Below are 25,021 nucleotides of genomic sequence, written 5' to 3'. Positions count from 1 at the left end.
AACGCGAAGCACGCGCGGCGCCGAGGCCAGCCCCCAACTCGTTCAGGAGTCCGTCATCATGAAGAAGCTTGCCATCGCCGCCGTTTCCGTCGCCCTTGCCACGCTCGCAGGCAGCGCGTTCGCCGACACGACCTCGGGTCTCACGCGCGCACAGGTCCGCGCCGATCTCGTCAACGCGCAACGCGAAGGCATGATTCCGAGCACCGATACGCAATATCCGCCGACCGCGCAGGAAATCGCGCAAAACAAGGCGCTTTATCAAGCTCAGTTCGGCAAGTCGGCCGAGCCGCAACGCTGGGCCACCGGCACGCCGGCGCAGAACACTCAAGGGTGAGTCGCGGGAGATGTCGATGTCGAAGCCGAAGCCGAAGCCGGCCACGTATTCTCGAACACACAGACGTCGAGTGCGCGGCGCGTGTCCCAGCCTTCGGCTTCGAGCATCGGCTTGTCGTAGAACGCATCCACGTGGCCGAGACAGAGAATCGCAAGCGGCCGCGCATCCGCGGGCATGCACAGCAGATCGCGGACCGCGTCCGTATCGAACAGCGACACCCATCCCATGCCGAGCCCTTCGGCACGCGCGGCAAGCCACATGTTCTGGATCGCGCACGCGACCGATGCGATGTCCATCTCGGGCAGCGTGCGGCGTCCGAACACATACTTGTCGCGCCCGTCCATCAATGCGACGACAAGGACCTCGCCGCATTCGCGGATCCCTTCGACCTTGAGCTTCATGAACGCGTCTTCGCGTTCGCCAAGCGCCTTGGCGGTCCGGATGCGCTCGGCGTCGACGAGCGCATGCAAGGCGGCGCGGATCGACGCGTCGGTGATCCGCATGATCCGCCACGGCTGCATATACCCGACGCTCGGCGCATGATGCGCGGCGCGGATCAGGCGATCGAGCGTCTGCGCATCGACCGGACCCGGCACGAAATGGCGCATGTCGCGCCGCTCATAGATCGCGCGATAGACGGCGTCGATTTCGGGGTCGGTAAAGCGGTTCATGGTTCCGGCTCTTGAGGTTGGACGCTCGACGCAGCCGTATGGCCGCAGGGATCGCGGGCCGCGATCGTACATCGAAGCCGCGACGCACGCGAGCACGACGTCTCCACGATCCGCGCGCGGCCCCGCGAACCTTTAAACCTCGGCGTGTCTCGCGGTCAATGTAGTCAAACCTCGATGCCGCGCGCAATGCAGACAACCCCGCATGTAGCGCGCGAGCGTGCTTAAAGGGTCGTGGAAACCGGGCCGCGGCGACCCTCGCATCCGCTTACCGCGCGGCACGTCGAGGCCCCGATGCCGGCGCAATGCGCGCCGTCACAGCTCACGGCGTAATGACGATCGCTCCCGTCGTCGAACGCGACTCGGCCGCGATATGTGCGCGTTCGATGTCCTGCAGGCCGAATCGCGCGCCGATCTGCGCGCGAATCAGGCCCTTTTCGTAGGCATCGAACACGTCACGCGCGTTGGCGCGCAACAGATCGACGGTCGCGTTATGCGGAAAAACCGACGGCCGCGTCAGGAACAGGCATCCCTTGCGATTCAGAAGATCGATGTCGAACGGCGGAATCGGTCCCGACGCCGCGCCGTATACGACGACATATCCGAACGGCGCGGCGATATCGAGCGATCCGTCGAACGTCGAGCGGCCCACCGAATCGTAGACGACGTGCGCCTTTTTTCCGCCGCTCGCGTCGATCACGCGCGCGACCCAGTCGGGCGTCGAATAGTCGATCGCGATATCGCAACCCGCGGCGCGCGCGATCTCGCACTTGGCGGGCGAGCCCGCCGTGCCGATCACGGTCGCGCCGAGCGCCTTGGCCCAAGCGCTCAGAATCTGGCCGACGCCGCCCGCCGCGGCATGCACGACGACGATGTCGCCCGCGCGAACGCGATAGGTCGTCTTGACGAGGTACTGCGCGGTCATCGCCTTGAAGAACAGCGCCGCCGCGACATCGTCGGCCATCCCGTCGGGCAGTTTGACGAGCTTCGCGGCCGGCACATTGCGCCGGTCCGCATATGCGCCGATGCCGGCGTTCATATAGACGACGCGATCGCCGACGCGCAGATCGCCGACATCGGGTCCGACGGCCTCGACGACGCCCGCAGCCTCATGACCGAGGCCCGTCGGGGTCGGCAACGGATAGCGGCCCGTGCGCTGATAGACGTCGAGATAATTGAAACCGATCGCGGTCTGCCGGATCTGCACGTCGCCCGACCCCGGCGGCGGCAACTCGAACGACACGCGTTTCATGACCTCAGGTCCGCCGAATTCGGTGAGTTGTACCGCCAACGCCTGTGTCATGCCTGTCTCCGTGGGTGTCCGATCGAGGACTCGATGATACGGACATTCACAATGCCGACACGATCGCAGGGACAAAGCACAGAGGCGCGAGACCGAGACGCGCCACCGAAGCGAACGACAACGACAGCGATAAACACAGCGACAGCGACAGGCGGCGGCAACCCGCGGCCCGCTAGGCCGACACAGCGTGCTGCACGCCTTCGCCGAGCCGACGTCGCACGAAATTCACGTGCTCGCGCAGCACGTAGAACGCATCCGCGTGCGCGAGCGGCATCTTCATCCGATTGATCGCGCCCTCGATATCGTCGAGCTCGTGCAGCAATTGCGCGCGTTGGGTTTCGGTCGCGTTGTCGTAAGCGCGACGCTCGATGGCGATCAGCGACCCATACCAGCGATAGATCCGCGAACGCACACGCCAGCGGTAAATCGCCGGAACCAGCCTGAATGCGGGGAACAGCAGCACGATCACGGGCACCAGAAACACGAGCATGCGATCGACGACGCTCGCGAGCCAAAACGGCAATTCACCGTACAGAAAGCCCTTGCCCGACTTGTAATAGCGCACCGCGTCGCTGCTGATCCGGTAATCGTGCACGGTCGCGTTCGGAAACTCGCCCGCATGCTGGAGGATCCCCGCCGTGCCGTGCACTTCCTGCGCAGCCTCGACGAGCAGGTCCGACAGCGCCGGATGCAGGGTCTGTCGCGCGACGAGCTGAACCGTCGGGCTGATCAGATGGATCGTGTGATCGGGTTCGTCGCGCCCGAGATCGAGCACACCCGGCGTCAGATCGACTTCGCTCAGATACGGAAACAGTCGCGTATAGGATTCGACCTGCTCGAAATCCATGACCGAGATGCCGGGGTGATGCCACAGACGCAGCATCGCCGGACGCGTCGCGGAGTCGCTATTGAGGATCGCCGCGTCGATCGTGCCGTCGAGCATCGCCTGCACGGCCGCGTCGCCGTCGAGCGGCAGCAATTCGGTCGAGCCGCCGGGCTCGATGCCGCTCGACTTGAGCAGATCGAGCGCGGTCACGCGCGTGCCGCTGCCCGGACGCCCGATCGCGACACGTTTGCCTTCGAGCGCCGACAGACGCGTCGCCGCCGGCCCGCGGTACGCGACGATGATCGGCGAATAGAACATATTGCCGAGCGACATCAGCGACGACGTATCGAGCCCATTGCCGACGCCGCCCGCAACGAGCGCGAGATCGACCTTCTGATTCGGGTCGAGCAAGCGATGCAGATTTTCGAGCGACCCTTCCGACGGCAGCACGACGAGCCGGATCCGATTTCGAGCCAGGATCTCGCGATACTGGTTCGCGTAGGCCATGAACGAGCTGTCGCGCGGCCCGGCGCTGATCGTCAGCGTCGAGGGCGGAGCGGGATCGACGAGCCAGACGAACAAGGCGACCGCGATCAGCACGAAGGCGATCAGCGGACCCGCCGAAACCGCATAGTCGCGCCAGTGCGCATGCGCGCCCTGCGTGTCGTTGTGTTTCATGGTTCGTCTCGTCGGCAAGTGAGCACGGGCGCGGGCGGGCGACGCACGCCGCGCCCGGACGGCATTCTCTCAGATACCCACGACAGATGCGGCGGACGCGACGGAAGGCCGTACGCCGGGAGCCCGTATGCGGGAGGCCCGTATGCCGAAAGCCCACACGTACGCCGTATTCGGCAAACGGCCGGTGCGGACCACCCGTCGATCGGCCGCGCGGCCTGCGTGAATGTCCCGGCCTACTCGGCCGTATGCGTCTGCTGGGTCGCGGTCGACGCCTGGACCGGATGCAAGCCGGCGGCCGCGGCATTGGTCAGCGGACGCGTCGCGTTCGGATGCGGCGTCGTCGCATGCTGGCCGTTCGCGGGCGCCGCGAAATTCGCGTGAAGCTGCGTCTGACCTGCCGCTTGCGCACGCGCCTGCGCTTGCGCGTTGCTGATCTGCTGGGCGCGCTGGAACGTGCCCTTCGGAACCGGCGCGGGCGCCCGCTTTGCCCCGACAACGGCAGGATTGGGCAGACGCGTCGCGTTGGCCGCGCGCAGGTTGTCGCGGCGCTGCACGATCTCCCGGCGCAGATCGCCGTGACCATAGAGATGCCGATGCCGGTGTCCGTCCGGCCCCGTTGTCCAGATGTACGTGCTGCCGTCGACGTAGACGATGTCTTGATCTTGCGCCGCGAGGACGTAGCCGTCATTGGCCTCGGCCAACACCTGTTCCTGGACGCCCGGTCGCGCGACCGTCGCGGGCGACTGCATCGCCGCGGCGACGACCGGTTGGACCGCGGCGCGCGGCGGCGTGCTCGTCGAGCAGCCCGCCAGGTAAAGCGCGCTGGCCATGCCAGCCGCGAGAGGCAACCATCCCAAAATTTTCAAACCCTGCTCCCGCACACCATTGGATATCTCTGGATTACGACCCGAAAGCTCGAAACTTGAGCGACGCGCCGACTCTGCGCGCCGCGCCCCGGGGCCCTACGCGCCCCCGGGACCGCGTTGAAATGGGGCCGAATGCCGCGCGACGTCGCCGACGTATCGCGTTCGGTCGAGCCATCGAGCTGCGAATTCCGACCGCCGCGCCACCACGCCACCGCGCCGGAACGCCGAGACGCCGAGACGCCGAGACGCCGAGACGCGATCCTACCCGCAGAACGCCGATCGTGACGATTTCGCGCGTCTGGCCGCCTGCGCGACCGCGCCGGCCACGCAGGTGCCGGGTTCGTTGATGTCGATCAACACCCCTGCACGAGGCCGCACGGACAATGGCCGCTCCCTCATCGCGGGGACAGGCTGTCCGATTCGTCCGAGCCAAGACACGCGCGCCGGCGACGGTCTGCGAAGCACGACGCGCGACACAGGTCGTGCGCGGCGCGCCCTGCGGCATCGACACGCCGCGCGCGTCCAGGTCTCGCTCGGCGACGCGGCGAACCCTTCGACATCGTCGTCCGGGCACGCTCGAAGACGATCGGCACAGCCCTCTCCGCTCGCTATCCATGGTGCCCATGAACCTGACACCGCTCTCGATCGACGAACCCCTGCCGCACCGAAAAATCATCCGGTCGTGGCTGATCCCGCTCAACATCCGCTCGACATCGCACGCACTCGCGCTCGCGCTGTTCGACTACGTCCTGCTCTTCGTACTGCTTGCGGGTGTCGTCGTGTTCCAGAGCGTCCTCGCAAAACTGGCCTGCGCGCTAAGCGCGGGCTTCGTGACCGGGCGCCTGTTCATCATCGGACACGACGCCTGCCATCAGAGCCTGACCGTGCATCGGCGGCTCAACAAATGGATCGGGCGCATCACGTTTCTGCCGTCGCTCACGCCGTATAGCCTCTGGGACGTCGGTCACAACGTCGTCCATCACGGGTTCACGAACCTCAAGGGCACCGACTTCGTCTGGGCGCCGCTCACGCAGGCCGAGTACGACGCGCTGCCCGCGCATCGGCGTCTGCTTGAACGCCTCTATCGCTGCGGCTTCGGCTCGGGCCTCTACTACCTCTACGAGATGTGGTGGCGCAAGATGCTGTTCCCGAATCGCCGTGAAATGCCGACGCGCCGCCGGATCTTCGTCCTCGACGGACTGCTGGTCTGTGCCTATGGCGCGGTATGGATCGCCGCGCTTGTCGCGCTCGCGCATACGACGCATCAGTCGGCCGCCCTGCTCGTCGGGCTCGGCTTCGTCGTGCCGTTCCTGTTCTGGTGCACGATGATGGGCTTCGTCGTCTACGTGCATCACACGCATCGCGACGTGTCGTGGTACACGTCACGCGAGGAATGGGCGCGCTCGCAGCCGTTCGTATCGACGACGGTCCACCTGACGTTCCCCTACGGGATCGGGAGCCTGCTTCACCACATCATGGAGCACACGGCGCATCACGTGGACATGAGCATTCCGCTCTATCGGCTTCGCGAAGCCCAGAAGCGGCTCGAGCAGATGCTGCCCGGCCGCATCATCATTCAGCGGTTTTCATGGCGGTGGTACTGGGATACGGTCCGTCACTGCAAGCTCTACGATTTCGAGCGGCGCATCTGGACCGATTTCAAGGGTCGCGTGCCGGTCGAACGTCACGCTTGACGTGCATCGCCGGGGCGAGTCCGGATTCAATCGAACCGGCTTGCGCGACTGAATCGAAGCGGCTCGCGCAGGCGGGCCGCCGCAAGGGCGAAACATGCGCGAAACGACGCTGCGTGCGCATCACGATCGACATCCGAGCCGATCGATAACGCCCGACGGCGCACGCCTCGCTCAGCTATTCGCGTCGTCCGCGCGAATCAACAGCACGGGACACGTCGAGACCCGCAAGAAGCGCTCGGCGACGCTGCCGATGACCATGCGCCGCACGCCGCGCCGGCCATGCGTGCCCATGACGACGAGGTCCGCGCCGTATGCCGTCGCGGCGGTTTCGATACTCGTCGCGACGTCCTCGCCGATGTTGTCCGATTCGATGATCTGCGTATCGCCCGTCACGCCGCTCGTGCGCATCGTCTCGCGCGCGGCGGCCGTCACGGTGTTCGCGTCGTCCTCGATCGCCTGCCGGACTGCCGTCGGATCGAAGTAGCCCGACATCGCGAACAACGCAGGCTCATCGACGACATAGATCACGCGCACCGTACCGTGCGTTAGACCCGCGAGGCTCAGCGCCTCGAGCAGCGCGCGGCGCGATGGATCGCTGCCGTCCATCGGCACCAGTATCTTCTTGTACATGTCGCAGTCTCCAAACTGACGTCGCAAAAAAAGGATTGGATTCGATGATCGCGCTGTGCTCGAACTGTGCGTTGATCCGGATCAATTCCGCGCGTGGTAGGCAGCGAATTCGCCGCGCATGATTTGGATCAACAAGCGTGCACAGGGCAAACCCTAATCTGGTTTCGCTCGCGACGCATCCGATGCTGGCTGGGGTAGCCAGCGGCGTCATCGCGAGCATGCTGAGAAACCAGAACAATCATGAAACTCGCCTCGAACAAGATCCGCAGCTTGCTTGCCGCGCTCGCGGTGCCCGCTTTCGCGTTGCTCGCGTCACCTGCCGCGCATGCCGCGCAAGGCGACGTGCTCGTGCGATTGCGCGGCATCGTCGTCGACCCCGATGTCTCGTCGAACGATACGTTGTCGAGCATTCACTCGGACGTCAGCACGAGCGCCGTCCCCGAACTCGACTTCACGTACATGTTCACCGACGCGATCGGCGCCGAACTCATTCTCGCGACGAGCCGGCACGACCTGACGTCGGATCTCGGGAACCTCGGCAAGGTCAGCGTGCTGCCGCCGACGCTCACGCTCCAGTATCACTTCAACGATGCGGGACGCATTCGTCCGTACGTCGGCGCCGGGATCAATTACACGCTGTTCTATCACAACAGCCTGTCGGTTGCCGGGCAGGGCGTCGACATCACGAATCACAGCTTCGGCCCCGCGCTGCAGGCCGGTGTCGATTACGCGATCTCGGACAAGTGGTTCGTGAACCTCGACGTCAAGAAGATCTGGATTCACACCGACGCATCGCTCGGCGACACGGATCTGGGCCGACTCCGGATCGATCCGTGGATCGTCGGCTTCGGTATCGGACGGAAGTTCTAAGGCGGGAGAATGGGCGACGCGTCAGGACGGCGCGCCGAGCCGCACGCTCGCCGCGCGGCCGAAGTTCGACAACGATGTCGCGATCGGACCGTCCGGGCTCACGTCGAACACGGCTTCGGGACCCATGACGGTGACCACGGCCGCGACGTCCATGCGCGCGTCGAAGATCGGCACGGCCATCGCGCCGATCCCGGGCACCATCAGGCCCTGGATCGCCGAGCGCCGGTCGAGCCGGATCCGTTCGAGTCGCATGGACAGTTCAGACTTCGGATCGTGAAGTTGGTCCTGCAGGGCCTGAGGCTCGGTCCGCGCGATCGGATCGCGCTCGCTCGGCGGCAAAAAAGCGGCGAACAGCAAGCCGGTCGCTGAAGTCAGCAGCGGCATGATCGCGCCGACGCGCGTGAGGATCGTCACCTGCCCGACGTTCTCGACGACGCGCACGATGGTCGGGCCATGGTTGCCCCAGACCGCGAGAAAGCACGTGTGATGAATCTCGTCGCGCAATTCGGGCAGCATGTCCGAGACGTTGCCGACGACGTCGATGTTCGCCAGCGCGGCAAGGCCAATCGTGACGGCTTCGGGGCCGAGTTGATAACGGCCTGTCTGCTTGTCCTGCGCCGCGAGACCGCTCGCGATCATGGCCTGCAGATACCGATGCACCTTCGCGGCCGCCATATCGGTGTATTCGCTGATACGCGACAGCGACGCGGACGGCCCGAGTTTGGCGAGCGCCTTGAGCACTTCCGCGCCCGTCTCGGCGGACTGCACGCGCTGTTTGCTGTTCGTTCGTGTGCTGCTGGTCATGGTGGCGCGAGGCGGCTCGAAGTCAGGAATCAAGGATCAGACGAGAAGGTACGCGATGCGCGGGCCGTTCCGCAAGGAAGACGCCGCCGGCCTCAGTTTCGACGTATGTCAACGATCGATGCCGGCGGTCCCGCGCGTTTCACGCTATTGCGGCGGCATCGGGACGCGTGGTCCCGACGCGGCACGCCTTAGGCGTGCCAATCCTGAGACGGCGACCCTCATCGCACGCTTCAAGCGGGCACGGGATGCGACGTGCTGATCATCGACTCGCGCTCGCTGAAGCGCGCGTAGAACTCGGCGAGGCCCGGCCGCGTGCGCCACGGCTCTTCCGGGAAACGCAAATCGAGGTAGGCGAGCCCGCATGCGATCGAGATCGTGCCGATATCGACACGATCGCCGAACGTCGGGGCCCAGGCTTCAAGCCGGTCGAGCACCGACACGACCTTCTCGTGCTGGCCGCGCTGCCAGGGCTCGAAGCGCAGACCGTCGGGACGGATCACCTGCTCGTAGCGCATGAGCAGCGCCGCGTCGAGCAGGCCGTCGGCGACCGACTGCTCGACCAGACGTTGCCAACGCGCGGGGCCCGCGGCCGGAATCAGCTTGTTGCCGCCAGCCTGCACATCGAGGTATTCGCAGACCACGCGGCTGTCGTACAGCTCGGTGCCGTCGTCGGCGAAGAAAGTCGGCACCTGGCCGAGCGGGTTCGTCGAAATGATCTTCGGATCGCGCGCGATCGGATGCGCCGCGGAATCGAGGCGTTCGACTTCAAAGCCGAGCTCGGCGGCGCTCACGAGCACCTTGCGCACGAACGGAGAAAACGGCGAGTAATAAACCTTCATATCGGATCCTTCAGGGAGCGCGTCGAGCGCGTGGTGGTGTCGGCATGGCGTCGGAGCGACGCGTGACGGCGGGCATGTCGCTGCCCCGTGTATCACGACCGGCCATGCAATGCATAGTCCGCGCCGTGGCGATGCGTGAGGAATCCGCTCGTCAGACCGCCGTCGACTTCGAGGATACTCCCCGTCACATACGAGGCCGTGTCCGAGAGCAGAAAGCCAATTGTCTGCGCGATTTCCTCGGGCCGTGCAAATCGGCCGAGCGGCGTGCGGTCGAGCATCACGCCGTCACGGAAATGCTCGGGCACGCCGATGCTGAGCATCGGCGTGTCGACGCCGTTGGGCGCGACCGCATTCACGCGGATGCCGTGGCGCCCCCACTCGGTCGCGAGACTCTTGACGAGGCCCATGAGGCCCCACTTCGACGCCGCATAGTTTGCTCGGCCGGGCTGACCGCCTTTCGCCGTGATCGATGCGATGCAGACGATGTTGCCGCGACCGCGCGGCAACATCGCGCGCGCCGCGGCCTTGCACGTGAGGAACGTGCCCGTCAGATTGACGCCGAGCACGAGATCCCATTGTTCGATCGTCATTTCTTCGGCGGGCGCGCTGCGCGCGAGGCCCGCGCACGGCACGACGTCCGTGATCGGACCGAGCTCGCGCTCGACGCGGTCGACAAATGCGTGCTGGGCGGCTTCGTCGCGGACATCGAGCGATTCGCCGAGGAACCGGACATTCGGATTCAGTTGGGCGCGCAAGGCTTCGAGGCCCGCGACGTTCTGATCGGCCGCCGCAATATGCACGCCGATCGACGCGAGATACGTACAGACCGATGCGCCGATGCCGCTTGCCGCGCCCGTGATCAACGCGACACGTTGCGCGGGCAGGTCTTTCGAGGGGGACTGCAGATTCATGCATGCTCCAGTTCAGCCGTACGAGCGGGCGCGCGTTACGACTGCGCGTCGTGCGGCATCCACGGCGGCGTACCGCATCGGATGCCGCGTCGCGCGCCTTATAGACGTATTCAAACGCGCCGAAGACTCAGGCGAGTGCCGACGCATTGCGTGCGGCCGCAGCGCGTCGATGTGTATAGGCCGGCGTCAGTGCAATCAGCGCGACGAGTCCGATGAACACGAAGACGCCGAGCGTGGCGACCGCGATCTTGAAGCTGCCCGTGCTTTGCGTGAGGAAGCCGATGATCGCGGGGCCGAAGAAACCGCCGAGATTCGAAACAGCATTGACGAACGCAAGCGCGGCGGCCGCGGCCGTGCCGCTGAAGAACATCGTCGGCAACGTCCAGTACGGGGGCATCGACGCATAGAGACCGATCATCGCAACGCAGAACGCGGTCATCGCGATCACGGGCGTGTCGAGGCAGAAGCCCGCCACGACGAATGCGATCGCCGCGACGAGTTGCGGGATGATCACGTCGCTCAGACGCATCGGACGGCGACGGCAGCGGCGCGCCCAGACGAGCATCGCGATCGCGCCGAGCGCGTTCGGCAGCGCGCTCAGCAGGCCGACCTGCAGCGTCGTCACATGGAACGTCTTGATGATCTGCGGCAGCCAGAAGCCCGCGCCGTAGAACCCGATCACGAAGCAGATGCCCGTGAACGTGATGACCAGCGTGCGCCAGTCGAGCAGCGTCGCGAGCACGGCGGTGGCGCTATGCGCCTGATCTTCGCTGAGTTCCTTGTCGATCGTTTGCTGAAGCCACGTGCGTTCGGCGGGTTCGAGCCACTTCGCGTCGGCCGGGCGATCGAGCAGCACGCGATACGTGATGAAGCCGAAGAGCACCGCGGGAATCCCTTCGACGATAAAGATCCAGCGCCAGCCCGGCAGGCCGAGCACGCCGTCGAAGGCCTGCAGGATGTACGACGAAACCGGACCGCCGATGGCCGCGGCGATCGGCAGCGAGATCATGAAGCGCGCGATGATGCGCGTGCGCTGCTCGCGCGGGAACCAGAAGGTCAGATAGAACAGCACGCCGGGGAAGAAGCCGGCTTCGCTGATGCCGAGCAGGAAGCGCATCGCGTAGAAGCTGTGCGGGCCCGAGACCATCGAGGTCGCGAGCGTCACGACGCCCCAGACGATCATGATGCGGGTCAGCCAGACGCGTGCGCCGAAGCGCACCATCATGAGGTTGCTCGGCACTTCGAACGGGCACATGCCGATGAAGAAAATGCCGGCGCCGAGGCCGTACATGGCCGGCGTCAGGCCGATGGCCTTGTTCATCGTGAGTGCCGCGAAGCCAACGTTCGTGCGATCGATGAAGCTCACGATGTACAGCACGAACATAAGCGGAATGATCCGCCATGCGGTCTTGCGAAGGACCGCTGCTTCTTCAAATGCCTGCATGTTGATGTCTCCTTGAGATACCGGCCTTTTCGGTGTGCCAACCGTGCGCCTCTATCGGGCGGACCGTCTGAAATAGCGTGTGCGCCGGACGTCGATCTTCCGGACTTAGATGCCGGTCGCGCCGCCCAGCGATTTGCCGCCGTCGACCATCAGAATCTGGCCGGTGACGAAATCCATCTGCGGTGAAGCAAAAAACGCGACTGCATTGGCGATGTCTTCGGGACGCGCGGCGCGGCCCGTCGGCTGCAGCGCGAGCTGGGCCGCGCGGCGTTCGGGCGTCAGCGCCTTGAGCATCGGGGTATCGACGAGCCCCGGCGCGATCGCGTTGACGAGGATGCCCTGCGGCATCAGTTCGAGCGCCATCGCGCGCGTGAGGCCGACGACGGCCGCCTTGGCCGCGACGTAGTGCGCATGGTTCTTCGCGCCGAGGTAGGCGCGCGAGGCGATGTTGACGATCTTCCCGCCCTGCGGCAACCGCATCGACGCGTGGCGCGAGAGGCGGAACACGGCGATCAGGTTCAGTTCGTAATGACGGCGGAAGTCTTCCGCTGTGAGGTTGATGAACGCACGTTCGTCGAAGATGCCGGCATTATTGACGACGGCGTCGAGCCGCGGGAGGCCCGCGACGAGTTGCGCGACGCTGTCTTCATCGCGCAGATCGACGACCGCGCTGTGAGCCGACCCACCGTTCGCGCGAATGCCTTCGGCGACCGCGTCGGCGGCTTCCTGGGCGATGTCGATCACGCAGACGTGATAGCCGTCGGCCGCGAGCCGGCGCGCGATCGCCGCGCCGATGCCGCCGCCCGCGCCGGTCACCGCCGCGATCGGTTTCGATCCGTTTACCTCTGTCTGCTGCCCGTTTTGCACCTGCGTCTCGCTCATTTCGATGTCACCGATTCGTTTTGCGTAATCAATTACGCATAGCGTAAATCAGTGAATCGGCGAGTCAATACTCCGAAACCCTAGGTCGGGTCGAAGCGGGGGAAGGTTTTTTGGAGGAGGATCGATGGTTGACACGTGCAAACACGGTCATGCTGCGGCGCGGAATGGCGTCACGAGTGCCGCCATTCGTCCTTGCTGGCTAACAACGGTTTTCGTGCGCAGCTCGATTCCGGCGTACAAGCCCTTGCACGCGCAACAGGAACACGACGGGTTGCCGTCGGCACCGCAAGCCGCGATCGCGGGATGCGCCGGCAACGAACCGTATCAAAGAACGCTACACATCGGCCGGCCGATGTCTGCCGAACGCGCGCGACGCGCCGACGTCTTAGCGGGCTGACCGTGCCTAGACTGCGGCCCGCTCACGACCGCGGACGCCGGTACGTGGAACAGCGTATATCGTCGCGATATCCGTTCGGATAGCGTTCTCCGCGTGACCGCGCGCATATCGCACGAATGGCCCGCTCCCGTAATTTTTCGCGTTACGTAAGCGTGCATTTCGTCGGGGAAATCGTCACGCAGGACATCCTCACGACTTCAATTTATTTATTGCCATAGCAAATTTTTTGACACCGTAAGCTAGCCATCACGCGCGTGACTGCGAGCGCAATTTACCCGATTGATATCTCGTCATGCAAAGCACACCGTATTTTCCGGGCCTGATCTCGCTGCGCCCCTCGCCGCGACCCAGCGTCGAACGATCCGCGCGCGCTTTGCCATCTCAGCGACTCGCATCTTGAGCGCGCCCCCTCCCGTACGCCCCGAGACGCTCGCTCCCACGCAACGCATCGTGTTGATTCGCCGCGAGTACAACAGTTGGGTGGCCGACGAGACGATGGAGGACTACGCGCTGCGCTTCACGCCGCGCGCCTTCCGCAAATGGAGCGAGTTTCGCGTCGCCAACACGGCGATCGGGGCCATTTCATTCCTGGCGCTCGAGGCGATCGGCGGCATGCTGATGCGCGATTACGGTTTTCTCAATGCGTTATGGGCCGTTTTGATCATCGGCGCCTTGATCTTTGCATGCTCCGCGCCGATCGCGATCTACGCGGCGAAGCATGGCGTCGACATCGACCTGCTGACGCGCGGCGCCGGCTTCGGCTATCTCGGCTCGACCATGACGTCGCTGATCTATGCGTCGTTCACGTTTATTTTCTTTGCGCTTGAAGCGGCCATCATGGCCTTTTCCTTGCAGCTTGCCGTGGGCATGCCGCTTTGGGTCGGCTATTTTCTGTGCTCGATGATCGTCGTGCCGCTGGTCACCTACGGCATCACGATGATCAATCGCCTGCAAGCGTGGACCCAGGCGGTCTGGCTGACGCTGCTCGTGCTGCCTTACGCGTATATCTTCTGGAAGCAGCCCGACGCGTTGCAAGGTTTCACCGCGTTTCCGGGCGTCGGCGTGCCCGATGCGAAATTCGACCTGTTACGCTTCGGCGCCGCGGCGACCATCGTCGGCTCCACCGTGGCGCAGATCGGCGAGCAGGTCGATTTCCTGCGTTTCATGCCTGAGCGCACACACCGCAACACGTGGCGTTGGTGGAGCGCCGTGCTCAGCGCCGGCCCCGGCTGGATCGTGCTCGGCGGGCTCAAGATGTTGGGCGGCGCGGTCCTGTTTTATTTCGCCATTCGCCTCGGCGCCAGCCATGCGAGCGCGGTCAAGCCGACCGGCATGTACCTCACCGGCTTCTCGCAGGTATTCGACTCGCCCGCGATCGCGCTTGGCGTCACCATCGCCTTTGTCGTCATCTGCCAAATCAAGATCAATGTGACCAACGCCTACGCGGGCTCGCTCGCGTGGTCCAATTTTTTTTCCCGAACCACGCATGCGCATCCCGGGCGCGTGGTGTGGCTCGTCTTCAACGTGATGATCGCCGTCGCGCTGATCAATGTCGGTATCTTCGACGCGCTCGAACGCGTCCTGAGTTTTTACTCGAGCATCGCGTTCGCGTGGATCGGCGCGATCGTGGCCGATCTGGTCATCAACAAGCCCGCCGGCTATAGCCCGCCCGGCATCGAATTCAAGCGCTCGCACCTCTACGACGTCAACCCGGTCGGCTTCGGCTCGATGACGATCGGCGCCGTGGTCGGTCTGTGCGCCTACGCAGGATGGCTCGGACCGCTGCTGCAGGCCTTCTGCGCCGAACTGGCCTTCGCCGCCGCGTTCGTGTTCTCGCCCTTGATCGCGTGGATCACCGGCGGCAAGTTCTATCTCGCGCGCGACGCGGCGGCGGCCGTCTCGCCGGCCTCATGCGGCGACGGTTCGCGCGCGGGCGCCTACCTTGGCAGTACGCTCTGCTGCATCTGCGAGAAGCAGTACGAACCCGAGGACATGTCGGCCTGTCCGGCCTACGGCCGCCCGATATGCTCGTTGTGCTGCTCGCTCGATGCGCGCTGCGGCGACTACTGCAAGCCGCACGCACGCCTCGACTACCAACTCAAGAGCCTCGTGCGGCAATGTCTGCCGAAGCTACCGTCGATGCTGACGAATCGCCCGGCACACTATCTGCTGCTGATACTCGCCATGTCGATCGTCGCGGGCGGCATCCTCGCATTCGTCGTGCACCACGAGACCGTGATCAAAGCGATGATCTCGGCCGATCGCGTGCATGCGTCGCTCATCGCGATCAAGGTCTGCGTCGTATTGATGCTGCTCGCGACGGCCATCGGCGTGTGCTGCATGACCTTGATCGCCGACAGCCGCGCGGTCGCGCAAGACGAGTCGTCGCTCCAGGCTCACCTGCTGCTCGAGGAAATCGACGCGCACCGCGTGACGGACGTCGAACTGCAACGCGCGAAGCTGGCCGCCGAACGCGCGAATATTGCCAAAAGCCGCTTTATCGCGTCGGTCAGTCACGAGTTGCGCACGCCGTTGAACAGCATTCTCGGCTATGCGCAATTGCTGAACCACGACCCGTCCGTGCCTCAACGCGTGCAACGCGCGCTCGGCGTGATCCGCCATAGCGGCGACCACGTCGTCTCGCTGATCGACGGGTTGCTCGACATCGCGCGCATCGAATCCGGTCGCTTCACGCTGTCACCCGAGGCCGTTCCGTTCCGCGAGTTCATGACCGAGATCGCCGACATCTTCCGTCTGCAGGCCGAAGTCAAACGCATCGAGTTCATCTGCGACGTCCAGTCGTCGTTGCCCGGCGCGGTGCGATGCGATCGCAAGCGCGTCGGCCAGATCCTGATCAATGTGCTGGGCAACGCCGTCAAATTCACGTCGAGCGGTGCGGTCACGTGGCGCATATCGTACCGGCACGGTGTCGCGCAGTTCGAGGTCGAGGACACCGGCCCCGGCATTTCCGAAGCGGATCTGAGCCGCATTTTTTTGCCCTTCGTGCGCGGCGCCGAGCAGCGTTTCGACGGTGCGGAGGGCACCGGGCTGGGCCTCGCGATTTCGCGCATGCTGACCGACATGATGGGCGGCGAGCTCAAAGTGGAAAGCACCGTGGGCGTCGGCTCGTGCTTCAAGCTGCGCCTGTTCCTGCCGACGACCGAAATCACGCGTCAACCGGTCATGGCGCGCAACGGCGTTCACGTGACCGGCTACGCGGGCGAGCGGCGCCGCATCCTGATCGTCGAGGACAAGCTGATCGATCGCGAATTGCTGATCCACCTGCTCGGCCCGCTCGGATTCGAACTCGCGCAGGCCCACTCGGGACTCGAAGCGCTGCGCGTGGCCAGCGAATTCGCGCCGCACCTGATTCTGATGGACGTCAATATGCCGGACCTCGATGGCTGGGAAGCGAGCCGGCTGCTCCGCGCGAACGGGATCTCGTCCGCGCCGATTCTGATCGTATCGGCCGAGGCCTTCGACCGCGGCCGCGAGAACAGCGCGGGCATCGGCGCCGACGACTTCATCTTCAAGCCGATCCGCGTAGCCGAGCTGGTCGCCCGCATCGGGCTCAAGCTTCGGCTCGACTGGATCAAAGCGGACGCGCCGGCCGCCCCGCTCGACGACGAGCCCGCCAATCCGCCACCGCTCGAATTCATCGTGTCGCTGCGAGAGTTGGGGGCGCTTGGCTACGTGCGCGGCATCCTCGAAAAACTCGACGAAGTCGACCGCCTGGGCGCGCGCTATGCGGGCTTTACCACGCCATTGCGCACCCATGTCATGCGTTTCGATCTCGAGTCCTTCAACCGCGCCATCAACGAACGAGACGTGCGATGCTAGGATCGCCTCAGAGTGCCGGTGTCGTCCTGATCGTGGACGACGTCCCCGAAAATCTCGCGATGCTGCACGACGCACTGATCGGCGCCGACTATACGGTGCTGATCGCGACCGGCGGCGAACTCGCTTTGGAGCGCGCCGGCCGGCTGCCGCCCGACCTGATCCTGCTCGACGCGCTGATGCCCGGCATCGACGGTTTCGAGACCTGCCGGGCGTTCAAAAGCGCGGCGGAAACCCAGCATATTCCGGTGATATTCATGACCGGACTGCAGGAGACCCAGCACATCCTGCGCGGCTTCGAGGTCGGCGGCGTCGATTACGTGACCAAGCCGATCAAGCCGCACGAGGTGCTCGCGCGCATTGCATCGCACCTCAAGCGCGCGCGTGACATGGAACAGATCCAGCTCGCGCTCGATGCGGTCGGACGCGCCGTGATCACGGTCAACGAAGACCGCGTCGTGTCCTGGCAGACGCCTGCCGCGCAAACATGGCTCAGTCCGCATATCGAGTCGGACGGGTGCTTGCTCGACGCTTTCCAGGCGTGCCTGACGCTGAGCGAGGCGCAGTCATTAAAGGTACGCACGGCGAAGACGAACCTGATCTTCAGACGACTCGTCGGCGACGCGCGCGGCATTACCTTGCTCGTCAGCCTGCAGAGCACCGTGCCCGATCCGGCTGTGCTGCAAGCGAACTTCGCGTTGACCGGACGCGAGGCGGACGTGCTGTATTGGATCGCGTATGGGAAGACCAATCGCGACATCGCCGACATCATCGGCATGAGTCCGCGCACCGTCGACAAACACCTCGAACATATCTTCGCCAAGCTCGGCGTGGAGACACGCACCGCCGCGGCATCGATCGCCCTCGGACGCTAACGCAGCGTTGCGCGAAGCTGCGGATTCCTCCGCGATTCGACGTATATGCCCGTCAATTTCGTCTTCACACAATCGTTTCCAACGAATGAGCCACGACCACACGGCTCGACATTGCGGGCCCCCGCCAACCCCGTTGGGAAACGAGAATGAAAGACGAAGCGCAGAAACAGGAAAACGTCACGCCGCCGGTCGACACGTCGCGCCGGAATGTCTTGAAGGTGGCAGCGGCAGCGGCGGGCGTCGCCCTCGCCGGCAAGCCGATCGATGGGTTCCCGCAGATCTGGAAGCAGGACTTCAAGGACATCACGTTGCGGCATATCGGCGTGTCGTACGCCGTGCAGCGCGAGATCGGCGAGCAGGCGTCGAAGGACCTCGGTTTCAAGATCCAGATGCAGAACCTCGACACGTCGGCCGCCATCACGCGCTTTGTCACGCAACCGCAAAGCGTCGACATCCCCGACATGGAAGGCTGGCAAGTCAAGGTTGCGATGGCCCGCGGCATCCTGCAGGGCATCGACTCGAACCGAATCAGCAAATTCAACGACATCCTCCCGCTGTTCAAGACCGGCGTGTACGAAGGTCGCAAGATTTCGCGGCAAGGGATCTCGCCGTACGAGGTCATGTACACCGACAGCGCGTCTGCGACGAAGATCGTGGACGGCCAGCAGCGCTATCTGACCTTCTTGCCGCAGGTGTTCAACGCCGACTCGATCGGCTATCGCACCGACAAGATCGATCACGTCGTCACCGAGTGGAAGGACCTCATCGATCCGCAGTACCGCGGCAAGGCCGCCATCCTCGATATTCCGAACATCGGCATCATGGATGCGGCCCAGGCGCTCGAATCGCGCGGCGACCTTGTCTACGGCAACAAGGGCAATATGACCCGCGCCGAAATCGATACGACCATCAACGCGCTGATCAAGCTCAAAAAGGAAGGGCATTTCCGCGCAACGTGGAGCACGTTCGAACAATCCGTCGAACTGATGGCGAGCGGAGAAGTCACGATCCAGTCGATGTGGTCGCCGGCCGTCACCGCGGTGCTCGCCAAGGGCATCCCGTGCACGTACGCGCCGGTGGCGATCAAGCCCAACGGCAAGGAAGGCTATCGCGGCTGGTGCAACGGCATGGGCCTGATGAAGCATCTGAGCGGCAAGCGTCTCGAAGCCGCCTATGAGTATCTGAACTGGTACTACTCGGGCTGGCAAGGCGCTTATGTCGCGCGTCACGGCTACTACAGCCCGGTGCCGACGAGCGCGCAATCGCAGATGACACCCAACGAATACGACTACTGGTATCTCGGCAAGCCGGCCGCCGAAACCATCAACGATTCGTTCGGCACGCCGATCGCCAAGCCGGGCACCGTGCGCGACGGCGGCTCGCTGGCCCAGCGCTTCTCGAACATCGCCTGCTGGAACACGGTGATGGACGAGAACCAATACATGATCCAGCGCTGGAACGAGTTCAAGGCCGCCTGACCCGGTCCGCGATCGCCGCGGATGACAGCTTGCGCTTGCCGGTCATCGTTCGCGATGGCTGGCGTTCGCATCGTGACGCCCATCCTGAATCGCGCCGCGACGCCCTCGATGTCGGGCGCGTTGCGGACTATCACACGCAAGACGATCTACATGTCACCTAGCACTCGATCCTATCTGCAGCTCTCGCCGTTCCTGCTGGTGCTGCTGCTCTTCGTCGCGGCGCCGCTCGTGTTCGTGGTCGTCGTCAGCGTGTTTCGATACGACCAGTTCCGAGTCATCCCGACGTTCACGCTCGAAAACTACGCGAGCGTATTGACCTCGCGGCTGACCTTCGATCTCTACGCGCAAGTCATCCTGCTCTCGGCCATCACATGGCTCGGTACGGCGGTGATCGGATTTTTTGTCGCGTACTTTCTCGTCTTTCATGTGCGCAACCGGCTGCTTGCCATCGGCCTGTTCCTCGTCTGCACGGTGCCGTTCTGGACCTCCAACGTGATTCGCATGATCTCGTGGCTGCCGATGCTCGGCGAGTCAGGCGTGATCAACGAGACGCTGATGACGCTCGGTTTGATCCACGCGCCGCTCCGGTTTTTGTTGTTTTCGCAGTTCGCCGTGGTCGTGTCCTACATCCACCTGTTCACCATTTTCATGATCGTGCCGGTATTCAATTCGATGAGCCGCATCGACAAGAGCTTGCTGGAAGCGGCGGTCGACGCCGGCGCGAGCCGCTTCAAGACGCTGTGGCTCGTCGTGCTGCCGCTCACGCGATCCGGCATCGCGCTCGGTTCGATTTTCGTCGTCACGCTCGTGATGGGCGACTTCTATGTCGTCAAGGTGATGAGCGGCGGCTCCCGCGCGTCCGTGGTGTCGGCCATCTACGACGACGTCTCCACCTTGCTGTTCCCGCATGCGGCGGCCAGCTCGGTCGTGTTGATGATCGTGATCACGGTGGCGATCGCCGCGCTGATGCGCGTGGTCGATGTCCGCAAAGAACTCGTCAAGCAGGGTTAAACATGTCCATCGATCTCTCGCCACCTGCTCACACGCCGGACCAGGCGCAACCCGTCGGCAAGGTGCGCACCCGGCGTCCGTGGACCTTCTACGCGCTGGCGTTGTTCTTCGTCGTGTATCTGGCCTTTCTCTACGGCCCGATGATCTGCATGTTCGTGCTGTCATTCCAGGGGCCGCAGGGCGCGCTGTCGTTTCCGATGCGCGGCGTGAGTCTTTACTGGTTCACGCAATTGTTCGACGGCGGCGGCGCCGACCTCGGCGGTGCGTTGTCGCGTTCGCTCCCGCTTGCCGTGATGGTGATGGCCATCACGGTCGTCGTATCGGTGGCCGCGGGCATGGCCTTTCGCCGCCGCTTCTTCGGCAGCAGCGCGATCTTCTACGCGCTGATCGTCAGTCTCACGGCGCCAGGCTATCTGCTCGGCATCGGCATCGGCCTCATGTTCAACTTGCTCGGCTGGCAACCCGATTGGTATTCGTCCGCGCTGGGTGCACAACTGACCTGGACCCTGCCATTCGGCATCCTCATCACGTTCGCCATCTTCGGGCGCTTCAACCCGTCGCTCGAAGAAGCGTCGCGCGACCTCGGCGCCAACGACTGGCAGACGCTGCGCATGGTGGTGCTGCCGATCCTGCTGCCTGGCCTGATCGCCATTGCGCTCTTCGGCTTCACGCTGTCCTACGACGAATTCGCCCGCACGCTTCAGACCACCGGTCAGAGCAACACGGTGCCGATCGAGATTTGGAGCATGACGCAGAACGTCACCTCGCCTTCGATTTACGCGCTGGGCACGCTCACGACGGCGCTCTCGTTTCTGGTGATCGGCATCGCGTTGGGCTCGATCGTGCTGATACAGCGCCGTCGCGCGAAGCGCTAAACGCCGAGCGCGCGCCATGCGAGTCCACGTTTCAATCATGGAGTGTTGAGGATGTCAACGAGTACTGCGACGAATACCACGGCAACGACACCAACGAATGCGAAGACGCGGGAAGCCACCGCGCGGCCGGCATCGCCCGCCCAGTCGGAACGATGCGGCGCGATCGATCTGGCCGGCGTCGAAAAGCGCTATGCGGATGGCGCGACGGCGGTCAGCGGCATCGACCTGCATATTGAAGCAGGGACCTATTGCTGTCTTCTGGGCCCGAGCGGATGCGGCAAGACAACGATCCTGCGCATGATCGCGGGCCACGAAAGCCCGACCCGCGGTTCGCTGTTGATCGATGGGAAAAATGTCGTCGGCATGACGCCGCGCGAGCGCGGCACGGCGATGATGTTTCAGAACTACGCGCTGTTTCCGCATCTGTCGGTCCGCGACAATATCGCGTTCTCGCTGCGAGTGCGGGGTGTCGGCAAGCGCGAGCGTCGCTATGAAGCGGACCGCGTCATCGAGCAGGTGCAGCTCGGCGCGCTCGCAGATCGCCTGCCGGGTCAGTTGTCGGGCGGCCAGCAGCAGCGCGTCGCGTTGGCGCGCGCGATCATCATGCGCCCCGCCGTGCTGCTGCTCGACGAACCGCTCTCCGCGCTCGACGAATTCCTGCGTCTGCAAATGCGCAGCGAACTGCGCGATATGCAGATCGAGCTCGGCATCACCTTCATTCACGTCACGCACACGCAGCTCGAAGCCATTGCGGTCGCCGATCAGGTCGTCGTGATGGAAAAAGGCCGGATTGCGCAGTCGGCGACGCCGCGCGACATCTACGCCGAGCCGGTATCGAGCTATGTCGCGAACTTCATCGGCGGGCAAAACGTCTTGCACGGCATGTTGGCCAACGTCGCCGGCGATGTCGGCACGCTCACCAGCGCGGACGACGTGCGCTTCGCGCTGAGCATGCCGAATCATTCGGTACGGATCGGCGAGCGTCTCGCGTTCGCCGTGCGGCGCGACCGCATTCTCGTCGAAAGCTTCGACGACTCGCGCCGCGCGCCGATCAACAGCGTCTGCGGTGTCGTGCATACGGTCGAATATCAGGGCACCCATTTGAAGATCGGCCTCAAGCTCGATGCCGAGGACGGCGAATTCTCGGCCTATGTCGAGGACAGCGTCTTCCTCCGCGCACCGGTCGTCGTCGGTCAGCGCGCGATGTGCCACTGGTCGATCCAGGATGCGCACTACCTTTGCGACGCTTGACGTCCAGTCCTTATCTCCCCTTCGATTCCACGCTACCCACGGAGCACGTAAATGATGGACTACAAGCTGTTTGATCTTGGCGATGTGAAGCTGCAATCCGGCATGACGATTCCCGACGCGAAGCTTGCGTACAAGACATACGGCGAATTGAACGCCGCAAAGGACAACGTCATCGTCTACCCGACCTGGTACTCGGGCCAGCACTACGAGAACGAGTGGCTGATCGGCGCCGGCAAGGCCCTGGACCCGGACAAGTATTTCATCATCGTGCCGAACATGCTCAACAACGGGCTTTCGTCATCGCCGAGCAATACGCCCGCGCCGTATGACGCGGCACGCTTTCCGCGCGTGACCGCCTACGACAATGTGCAATTGCAATGGCGGCTGGTCACCGAAGCGTTCGGCATCGAGAAGATCGCCCTGGTCACGGGCTGGTCGATGGGCGCGCTGCAGACCTATCACTGGGGCGCGATGTACCCCGACATGGTCGAACGGATTCTGCCGTTCCAGGGATCGGCCAAGTGTTCGCGCCACAACTTCGTGTTTCTCGAAGGCGTGAAGGCCGCCCTGCAAGCCGACGCGGCGTTCCTCGACGGTTGGTACGAGAAGCAGCCGGTCAAGGGCTTGCGCGCGGCCGCGCGTGTCTATGCGGGTTGGGGCCTGTCGCAGAAGTTCTATCGCGATCACATGGACCTCGACGCGTTGGGCTATGCCTCGCTCGAAGACTTTCTGGTGAGTTTCTGGGAAGGCTGGCTGCTCGCCAAGGATGCGAACAATCTGCTGGGCATGCTGTGGACCTGGCAAAACGGCGACATCAGTCACAACCCGCTGTTCGGCGGCGACCTCGTCAAGGCGCTGTCGGCGATCAAGGCCAAGGCCATCGTGATGCCGAGTTCGACGGACCTGTACTTCCCGGTGGCCGACAACGAGTTCGAGGTCAAGCATATGCCGAACGCGGAACTGCGCGTCGTCGAGACGTCGTGGGGCCACTTCGCCGGCGGCCCCGGTACGAGCCCGGATGACATCGAGGTGCTGGACCAGGCGCTGAAGGAACTGCTCGCCAGTTGAGTCGCGCACGTGCCCTCGGCGCACGACGCCGCGGGCACGGCCGATCCGAGACAGGTCTACGCTGACGGCCCCGCATCGTAGTCAGGTGCGGGGCGCCGAACGGCCATCAGAACGCGGTCATGATCCCCGCGAAGACGCCGGTCTGGCTGTGACCATAATTGGGCGCGGTGCTCGCTGCATTACCCGTCACAGGATCGTTGTTGATATTCGCGCCGTACGGATCGCTGTAACCGTTGCCGAGACCGATGTTTGACGTCGCGCTGTTATGCAGATAACCGAACTCGGTGTAGATGAAGGTGCGCTTGGACAGGTTATACGTCCCCGCAAGCGTGGCCATCGTCGCGTTGCCGTTACCGTTGTTGGCATTGGCGTGATACACCGCGGCGGTGACAAGCGTTGCGGGCATCGCCTGCCATGCCGCACCCAGCCATTCGTGGTCGACGGCCGTCGGCAACGACACGCCATCCGGCAACGCCGACGGGACCCCTGCAGTCCCATAGACGCCGACGTCCGACGCGTCTGGCGCGCTCAGGTGCTGATACCCGACGTAAACCTTCACGGGACCGAACGTGGCGGTCCCGCCCGCCATGATCGAGCGCGAGTTCAGATACACGTTGTCGAACTCGCCGTTTCCATCGCGAATTTCGTCGTACATCGCAAGCAGTTCGAGACCTGATGTCGTGTACTGGACTTTCAAGCCATCGGAGCGCCCCTGAGTACTCCCCGGCAGTCCGGAACCCGGCGCGTTGCCGAGTTGTCCGGGACCGCTGTTGCCCAAGTTCCACGAGGAGCTGTTCCCGAGATCGTATTGCCCCTTGATGACGAGGCCGGCAAGCGTCGGCGTCGTGTACTCGAAGCCGTTGCCCGCTTGCGCCCAGTTGCGACCGCGTACCAAGGTCGCGATCGCGTATTTCTGCATGACCTGCGGATCGATATCCCAACTATCTTGCGAGAGCTCACCGGCCCCGAGGTTGCCTAACTTGAGCGTCCCCCAGTTGTCGTTCGCCAAGCCGACGGTCGCGTGACGACCGAACAGGCTCCCGTTGTTATATGCGCCGGTCTGCGTGTTGAGCCCGGCCTCGAGTTGGAAGATCGCACGAGAGCCGCCGCCGAGATCCTCGGACCCCTCCAATCCGAACCACGACTCGCCCCAGTCACCGCTTTCGGCGGCAAACCGATGACCGCTCGGAAGACCCGACTCGTATTCGAGGCCGTTGTCGATCCGACCGTAAAGGGTCACGCTGCTTTGCGCCTGCGCGGATGCAGCGACCGCGAATAGCGCTGCCGCTATTGCAACTTTCTTCATATGTCTCCTCGTCGATATCCATTGGGTGGAATTGCACTTGTCACGGCGTCGACCACCCCTCGCGCCGAATAGTCAAATACATAGTCGACCAATTACAGGAGCTCATAAACTAAATACGTGTAAATCATTCTTAATGGCAATCGAGGGTTAACGTGCGTACTTCGAGCAACCAAA

21 protein-coding genes are annotated in these 25,021 nt (G+C 64.0%); 10 read left to right on the top strand and 11 right to left on the bottom strand.

Annotated features, from left to right (window positions below; translation table 11 throughout):
• The first annotated feature begins 58 nt into the window (after nucleotides 1-58).
• Entirely contained in the window at nucleotides 59-334 is a 276-nt protein-coding gene (locus D7S86_RS22295) for a DUF4148 domain-containing protein (RefSeq protein WP_121089486.1), read from the top strand.
• On the opposite strand, the gene bluB is transcribed toward D7S86_RS22295, so the two are convergent.
• The 4 genes from bluB to D7S86_RS22275 all read right to left on the bottom strand — a co-directional run bounded on the left by bluB (nucleotide 325) and on the right by D7S86_RS22275 (nucleotide 4,639).
• Entirely contained in the window at nucleotides 325-1,005 is a 681-nt protein-coding gene (bluB, locus tag D7S86_RS22290; RefSeq protein WP_121089484.1) for a 5,6-dimethylbenzimidazole synthase, read from the bottom strand. The two genes, D7S86_RS22295 and bluB, sit on opposite strands and share 10 nt — an antisense overlap.
• A 319-nt stretch (nucleotides 1,006-1,324) precedes the next feature.
• Nucleotides 1,325-2,305 carry a quinone oxidoreductase family protein gene (locus D7S86_RS22285; RefSeq protein ID WP_121089482.1) on the bottom strand — a complete coding sequence of 327 codons (981 nt, stop codon included), beginning with the start codon at nucleotides 2,303-2,305 and terminating at the stop codon, nucleotides 1,325-1,327.
• A 172-nt stretch (nucleotides 2,306-2,477) separates the two neighbouring features.
• Nucleotides 2,478-3,809 carry a TAXI family TRAP transporter solute-binding subunit gene (locus D7S86_RS22280; RefSeq protein ID WP_121089480.1) on the bottom strand — a complete coding sequence of 444 codons (1,332 nt, stop codon included), beginning with the start codon at nucleotides 3,807-3,809 and terminating at the stop codon, nucleotides 2,478-2,480.
• Between the two features lie 233 nt (nucleotides 3,810-4,042).
• Nucleotides 4,043-4,639: a hypothetical protein gene (locus tag D7S86_RS22275; protein WP_121089478.1), complete on the bottom strand. Its 597-nt coding sequence runs from the start codon at nucleotides 4,637-4,639 to the stop codon at nucleotides 4,043-4,045.
• 659 nt (nucleotides 4,640-5,298) lie between these two features.
• Here D7S86_RS22275 and D7S86_RS22270 point away from each other — a divergent pair.
• A complete protein-coding gene (locus D7S86_RS22270) occupies nucleotides 5,299-6,369 on the top strand; it encodes a fatty acid desaturase (protein ID WP_121089746.1) in 1,071 nt (356 codons plus the stop codon).
• Between the two features lie 171 nt (nucleotides 6,370-6,540).
• Here the strand turns inward: D7S86_RS22270 and D7S86_RS22265 are convergent, their stop codons facing one another.
• On the bottom strand, nucleotides 6,541-6,999 hold the full coding sequence (locus D7S86_RS22265) for a universal stress protein (protein ID WP_121089476.1): 459 nt from the start codon (nucleotides 6,997-6,999) through the stop codon (nucleotides 6,541-6,543).
• A 240-nt stretch (nucleotides 7,000-7,239) separates the two neighbouring features.
• Here D7S86_RS22265 and D7S86_RS22260 point away from each other — a divergent pair, with 240 nt between their 5' ends.
• Nucleotides 7,240-7,869 (top strand): OmpW/AlkL family protein, encoded by a 630-nt coding sequence (locus D7S86_RS22260; protein WP_121089474.1) that lies wholly within the window; start codon nucleotides 7,240-7,242, stop codon nucleotides 7,867-7,869.
• A gap of 21 nt (nucleotides 7,870-7,890) precedes the next feature.
• Here the strand turns inward: D7S86_RS22260 and D7S86_RS22255 are convergent, their stop codons facing one another.
• The 5 genes from D7S86_RS22255 to D7S86_RS22235 form a co-directional block, all read right to left on the bottom strand.
• The gene (locus tag D7S86_RS22255) at nucleotides 7,891-8,673 is read right to left on the bottom strand and encodes an IclR family transcriptional regulator (protein ID WP_121089471.1); all 783 of its coding nucleotides are present in this window, start codon (nucleotides 8,671-8,673) and stop codon (nucleotides 7,891-7,893) included.
• Between the two features lie 230 nt (nucleotides 8,674-8,903).
• Nucleotides 8,904-9,512, bottom strand: a complete 609-nt coding sequence (locus tag D7S86_RS22250; protein WP_121089469.1) for a glutathione S-transferase family protein — start codon at nucleotides 9,510-9,512, stop codon at nucleotides 8,904-8,906.
• A 92-nt stretch (nucleotides 9,513-9,604) separates the two neighbouring features.
• The gene (locus D7S86_RS22245) at nucleotides 9,605-10,423 is read right to left on the bottom strand and encodes an SDR family NAD(P)-dependent oxidoreductase (RefSeq protein ID WP_121089467.1); all 819 of its coding nucleotides are present in this window, start codon (nucleotides 10,421-10,423) and stop codon (nucleotides 9,605-9,607) included.
• Nucleotides 10,424-10,550: 127 nt separating this feature from the next.
• Nucleotides 10,551-11,867: an MFS transporter gene (locus D7S86_RS22240; RefSeq protein ID WP_121089465.1), complete on the bottom strand. Its 1,317-nt coding sequence runs from the start codon at nucleotides 11,865-11,867 to the stop codon at nucleotides 10,551-10,553.
• 105 nt (nucleotides 11,868-11,972) lie between these two features.
• Nucleotides 11,973-12,749: an SDR family NAD(P)-dependent oxidoreductase gene (locus D7S86_RS22235; RefSeq protein ID WP_121089462.1), complete on the bottom strand. Its 777-nt coding sequence runs from the start codon at nucleotides 12,747-12,749 to the stop codon at nucleotides 11,973-11,975.
• A 793-nt stretch (nucleotides 12,750-13,542) separates the two neighbouring features.
• Between D7S86_RS22235 and D7S86_RS22225 the strand changes: the two genes are divergently transcribed.
• The 7 genes from D7S86_RS22225 (at nucleotide 13,543) to D7S86_RS22195 (ending at nucleotide 23,541) form a co-directional block, all read left to right on the top strand.
• On the top strand, nucleotides 13,543-16,986 hold the full coding sequence (locus D7S86_RS22225) for a hybrid sensor histidine kinase/response regulator (RefSeq protein ID WP_240648346.1): 3,444 nt from the start codon (nucleotides 13,543-13,545) through the stop codon (nucleotides 16,984-16,986).
• Nucleotides 16,980-17,858: a response regulator transcription factor gene (locus D7S86_RS22220; protein WP_121089458.1), complete on the top strand. Its 879-nt coding sequence runs from the start codon at nucleotides 16,980-16,982 to the stop codon at nucleotides 17,856-17,858. Before D7S86_RS22225 ends, D7S86_RS22220 begins: the two co-directional genes overlap by 7 nt.
• Before the next feature lie 146 nt (nucleotides 17,859-18,004).
• Nucleotides 18,005-19,336, top strand: a complete 1,332-nt coding sequence (locus D7S86_RS22215) for an ABC transporter substrate-binding protein (protein WP_121089456.1) — start codon at nucleotides 18,005-18,007, stop codon at nucleotides 19,334-19,336.
• 150 nt (nucleotides 19,337-19,486) lie between these two features.
• The gene (locus tag D7S86_RS22210; protein ID WP_121089742.1) at nucleotides 19,487-20,347 is read left to right on the top strand and encodes an ABC transporter permease; all 861 of its coding nucleotides are present in this window, start codon (nucleotides 19,487-19,489) and stop codon (nucleotides 20,345-20,347) included.
• Between the two features lie 2 nt (nucleotides 20,348-20,349).
• Nucleotides 20,350-21,222: an ABC transporter permease gene (locus D7S86_RS22205; protein ID WP_121089454.1), complete on the top strand. Its 873-nt coding sequence runs from the start codon at nucleotides 20,350-20,352 to the stop codon at nucleotides 21,220-21,222.
• A gap of 51 nt (nucleotides 21,223-21,273) precedes the next feature.
• Complete coding sequence (locus tag D7S86_RS22200) at nucleotides 21,274-22,473, top strand: ABC transporter ATP-binding protein (protein WP_121089451.1); 1,200 nt, start codon at nucleotides 21,274-21,276, stop codon at nucleotides 22,471-22,473.
• 51 nt (nucleotides 22,474-22,524) lie between these two features.
• Nucleotides 22,525-23,541, top strand: coding sequence for an alpha/beta fold hydrolase (locus D7S86_RS22195; protein ID WP_121089448.1), 1,017 nt, complete (start codon nucleotides 22,525-22,527; stop codon nucleotides 23,539-23,541).
• A gap of 106 nt (nucleotides 23,542-23,647) precedes the next feature.
• Here D7S86_RS22195 and D7S86_RS22190 read toward each other — a convergent pair whose 3' ends face one another.
• Nucleotides 23,648-24,847 carry a porin gene (locus D7S86_RS22190; protein WP_121089446.1) on the bottom strand — a complete coding sequence of 400 codons (1,200 nt, stop codon included), beginning with the start codon at nucleotides 24,845-24,847 and terminating at the stop codon, nucleotides 23,648-23,650.
• Nucleotides 24,848-25,021 lie beyond the last annotated feature (174 nt).

Source organism: Pararobbsia silviterrae, from assembly GCF_003628125.1.
Classification (GTDB): Bacteria; Pseudomonadota; Gammaproteobacteria; order Burkholderiales; family Burkholderiaceae; genus Pararobbsia; species Pararobbsia silviterrae.
The sequence above is the reverse complement of the archived record's forward strand: the minus strand, read 5'-3'. Positions and strand labels throughout refer to the sequence as shown.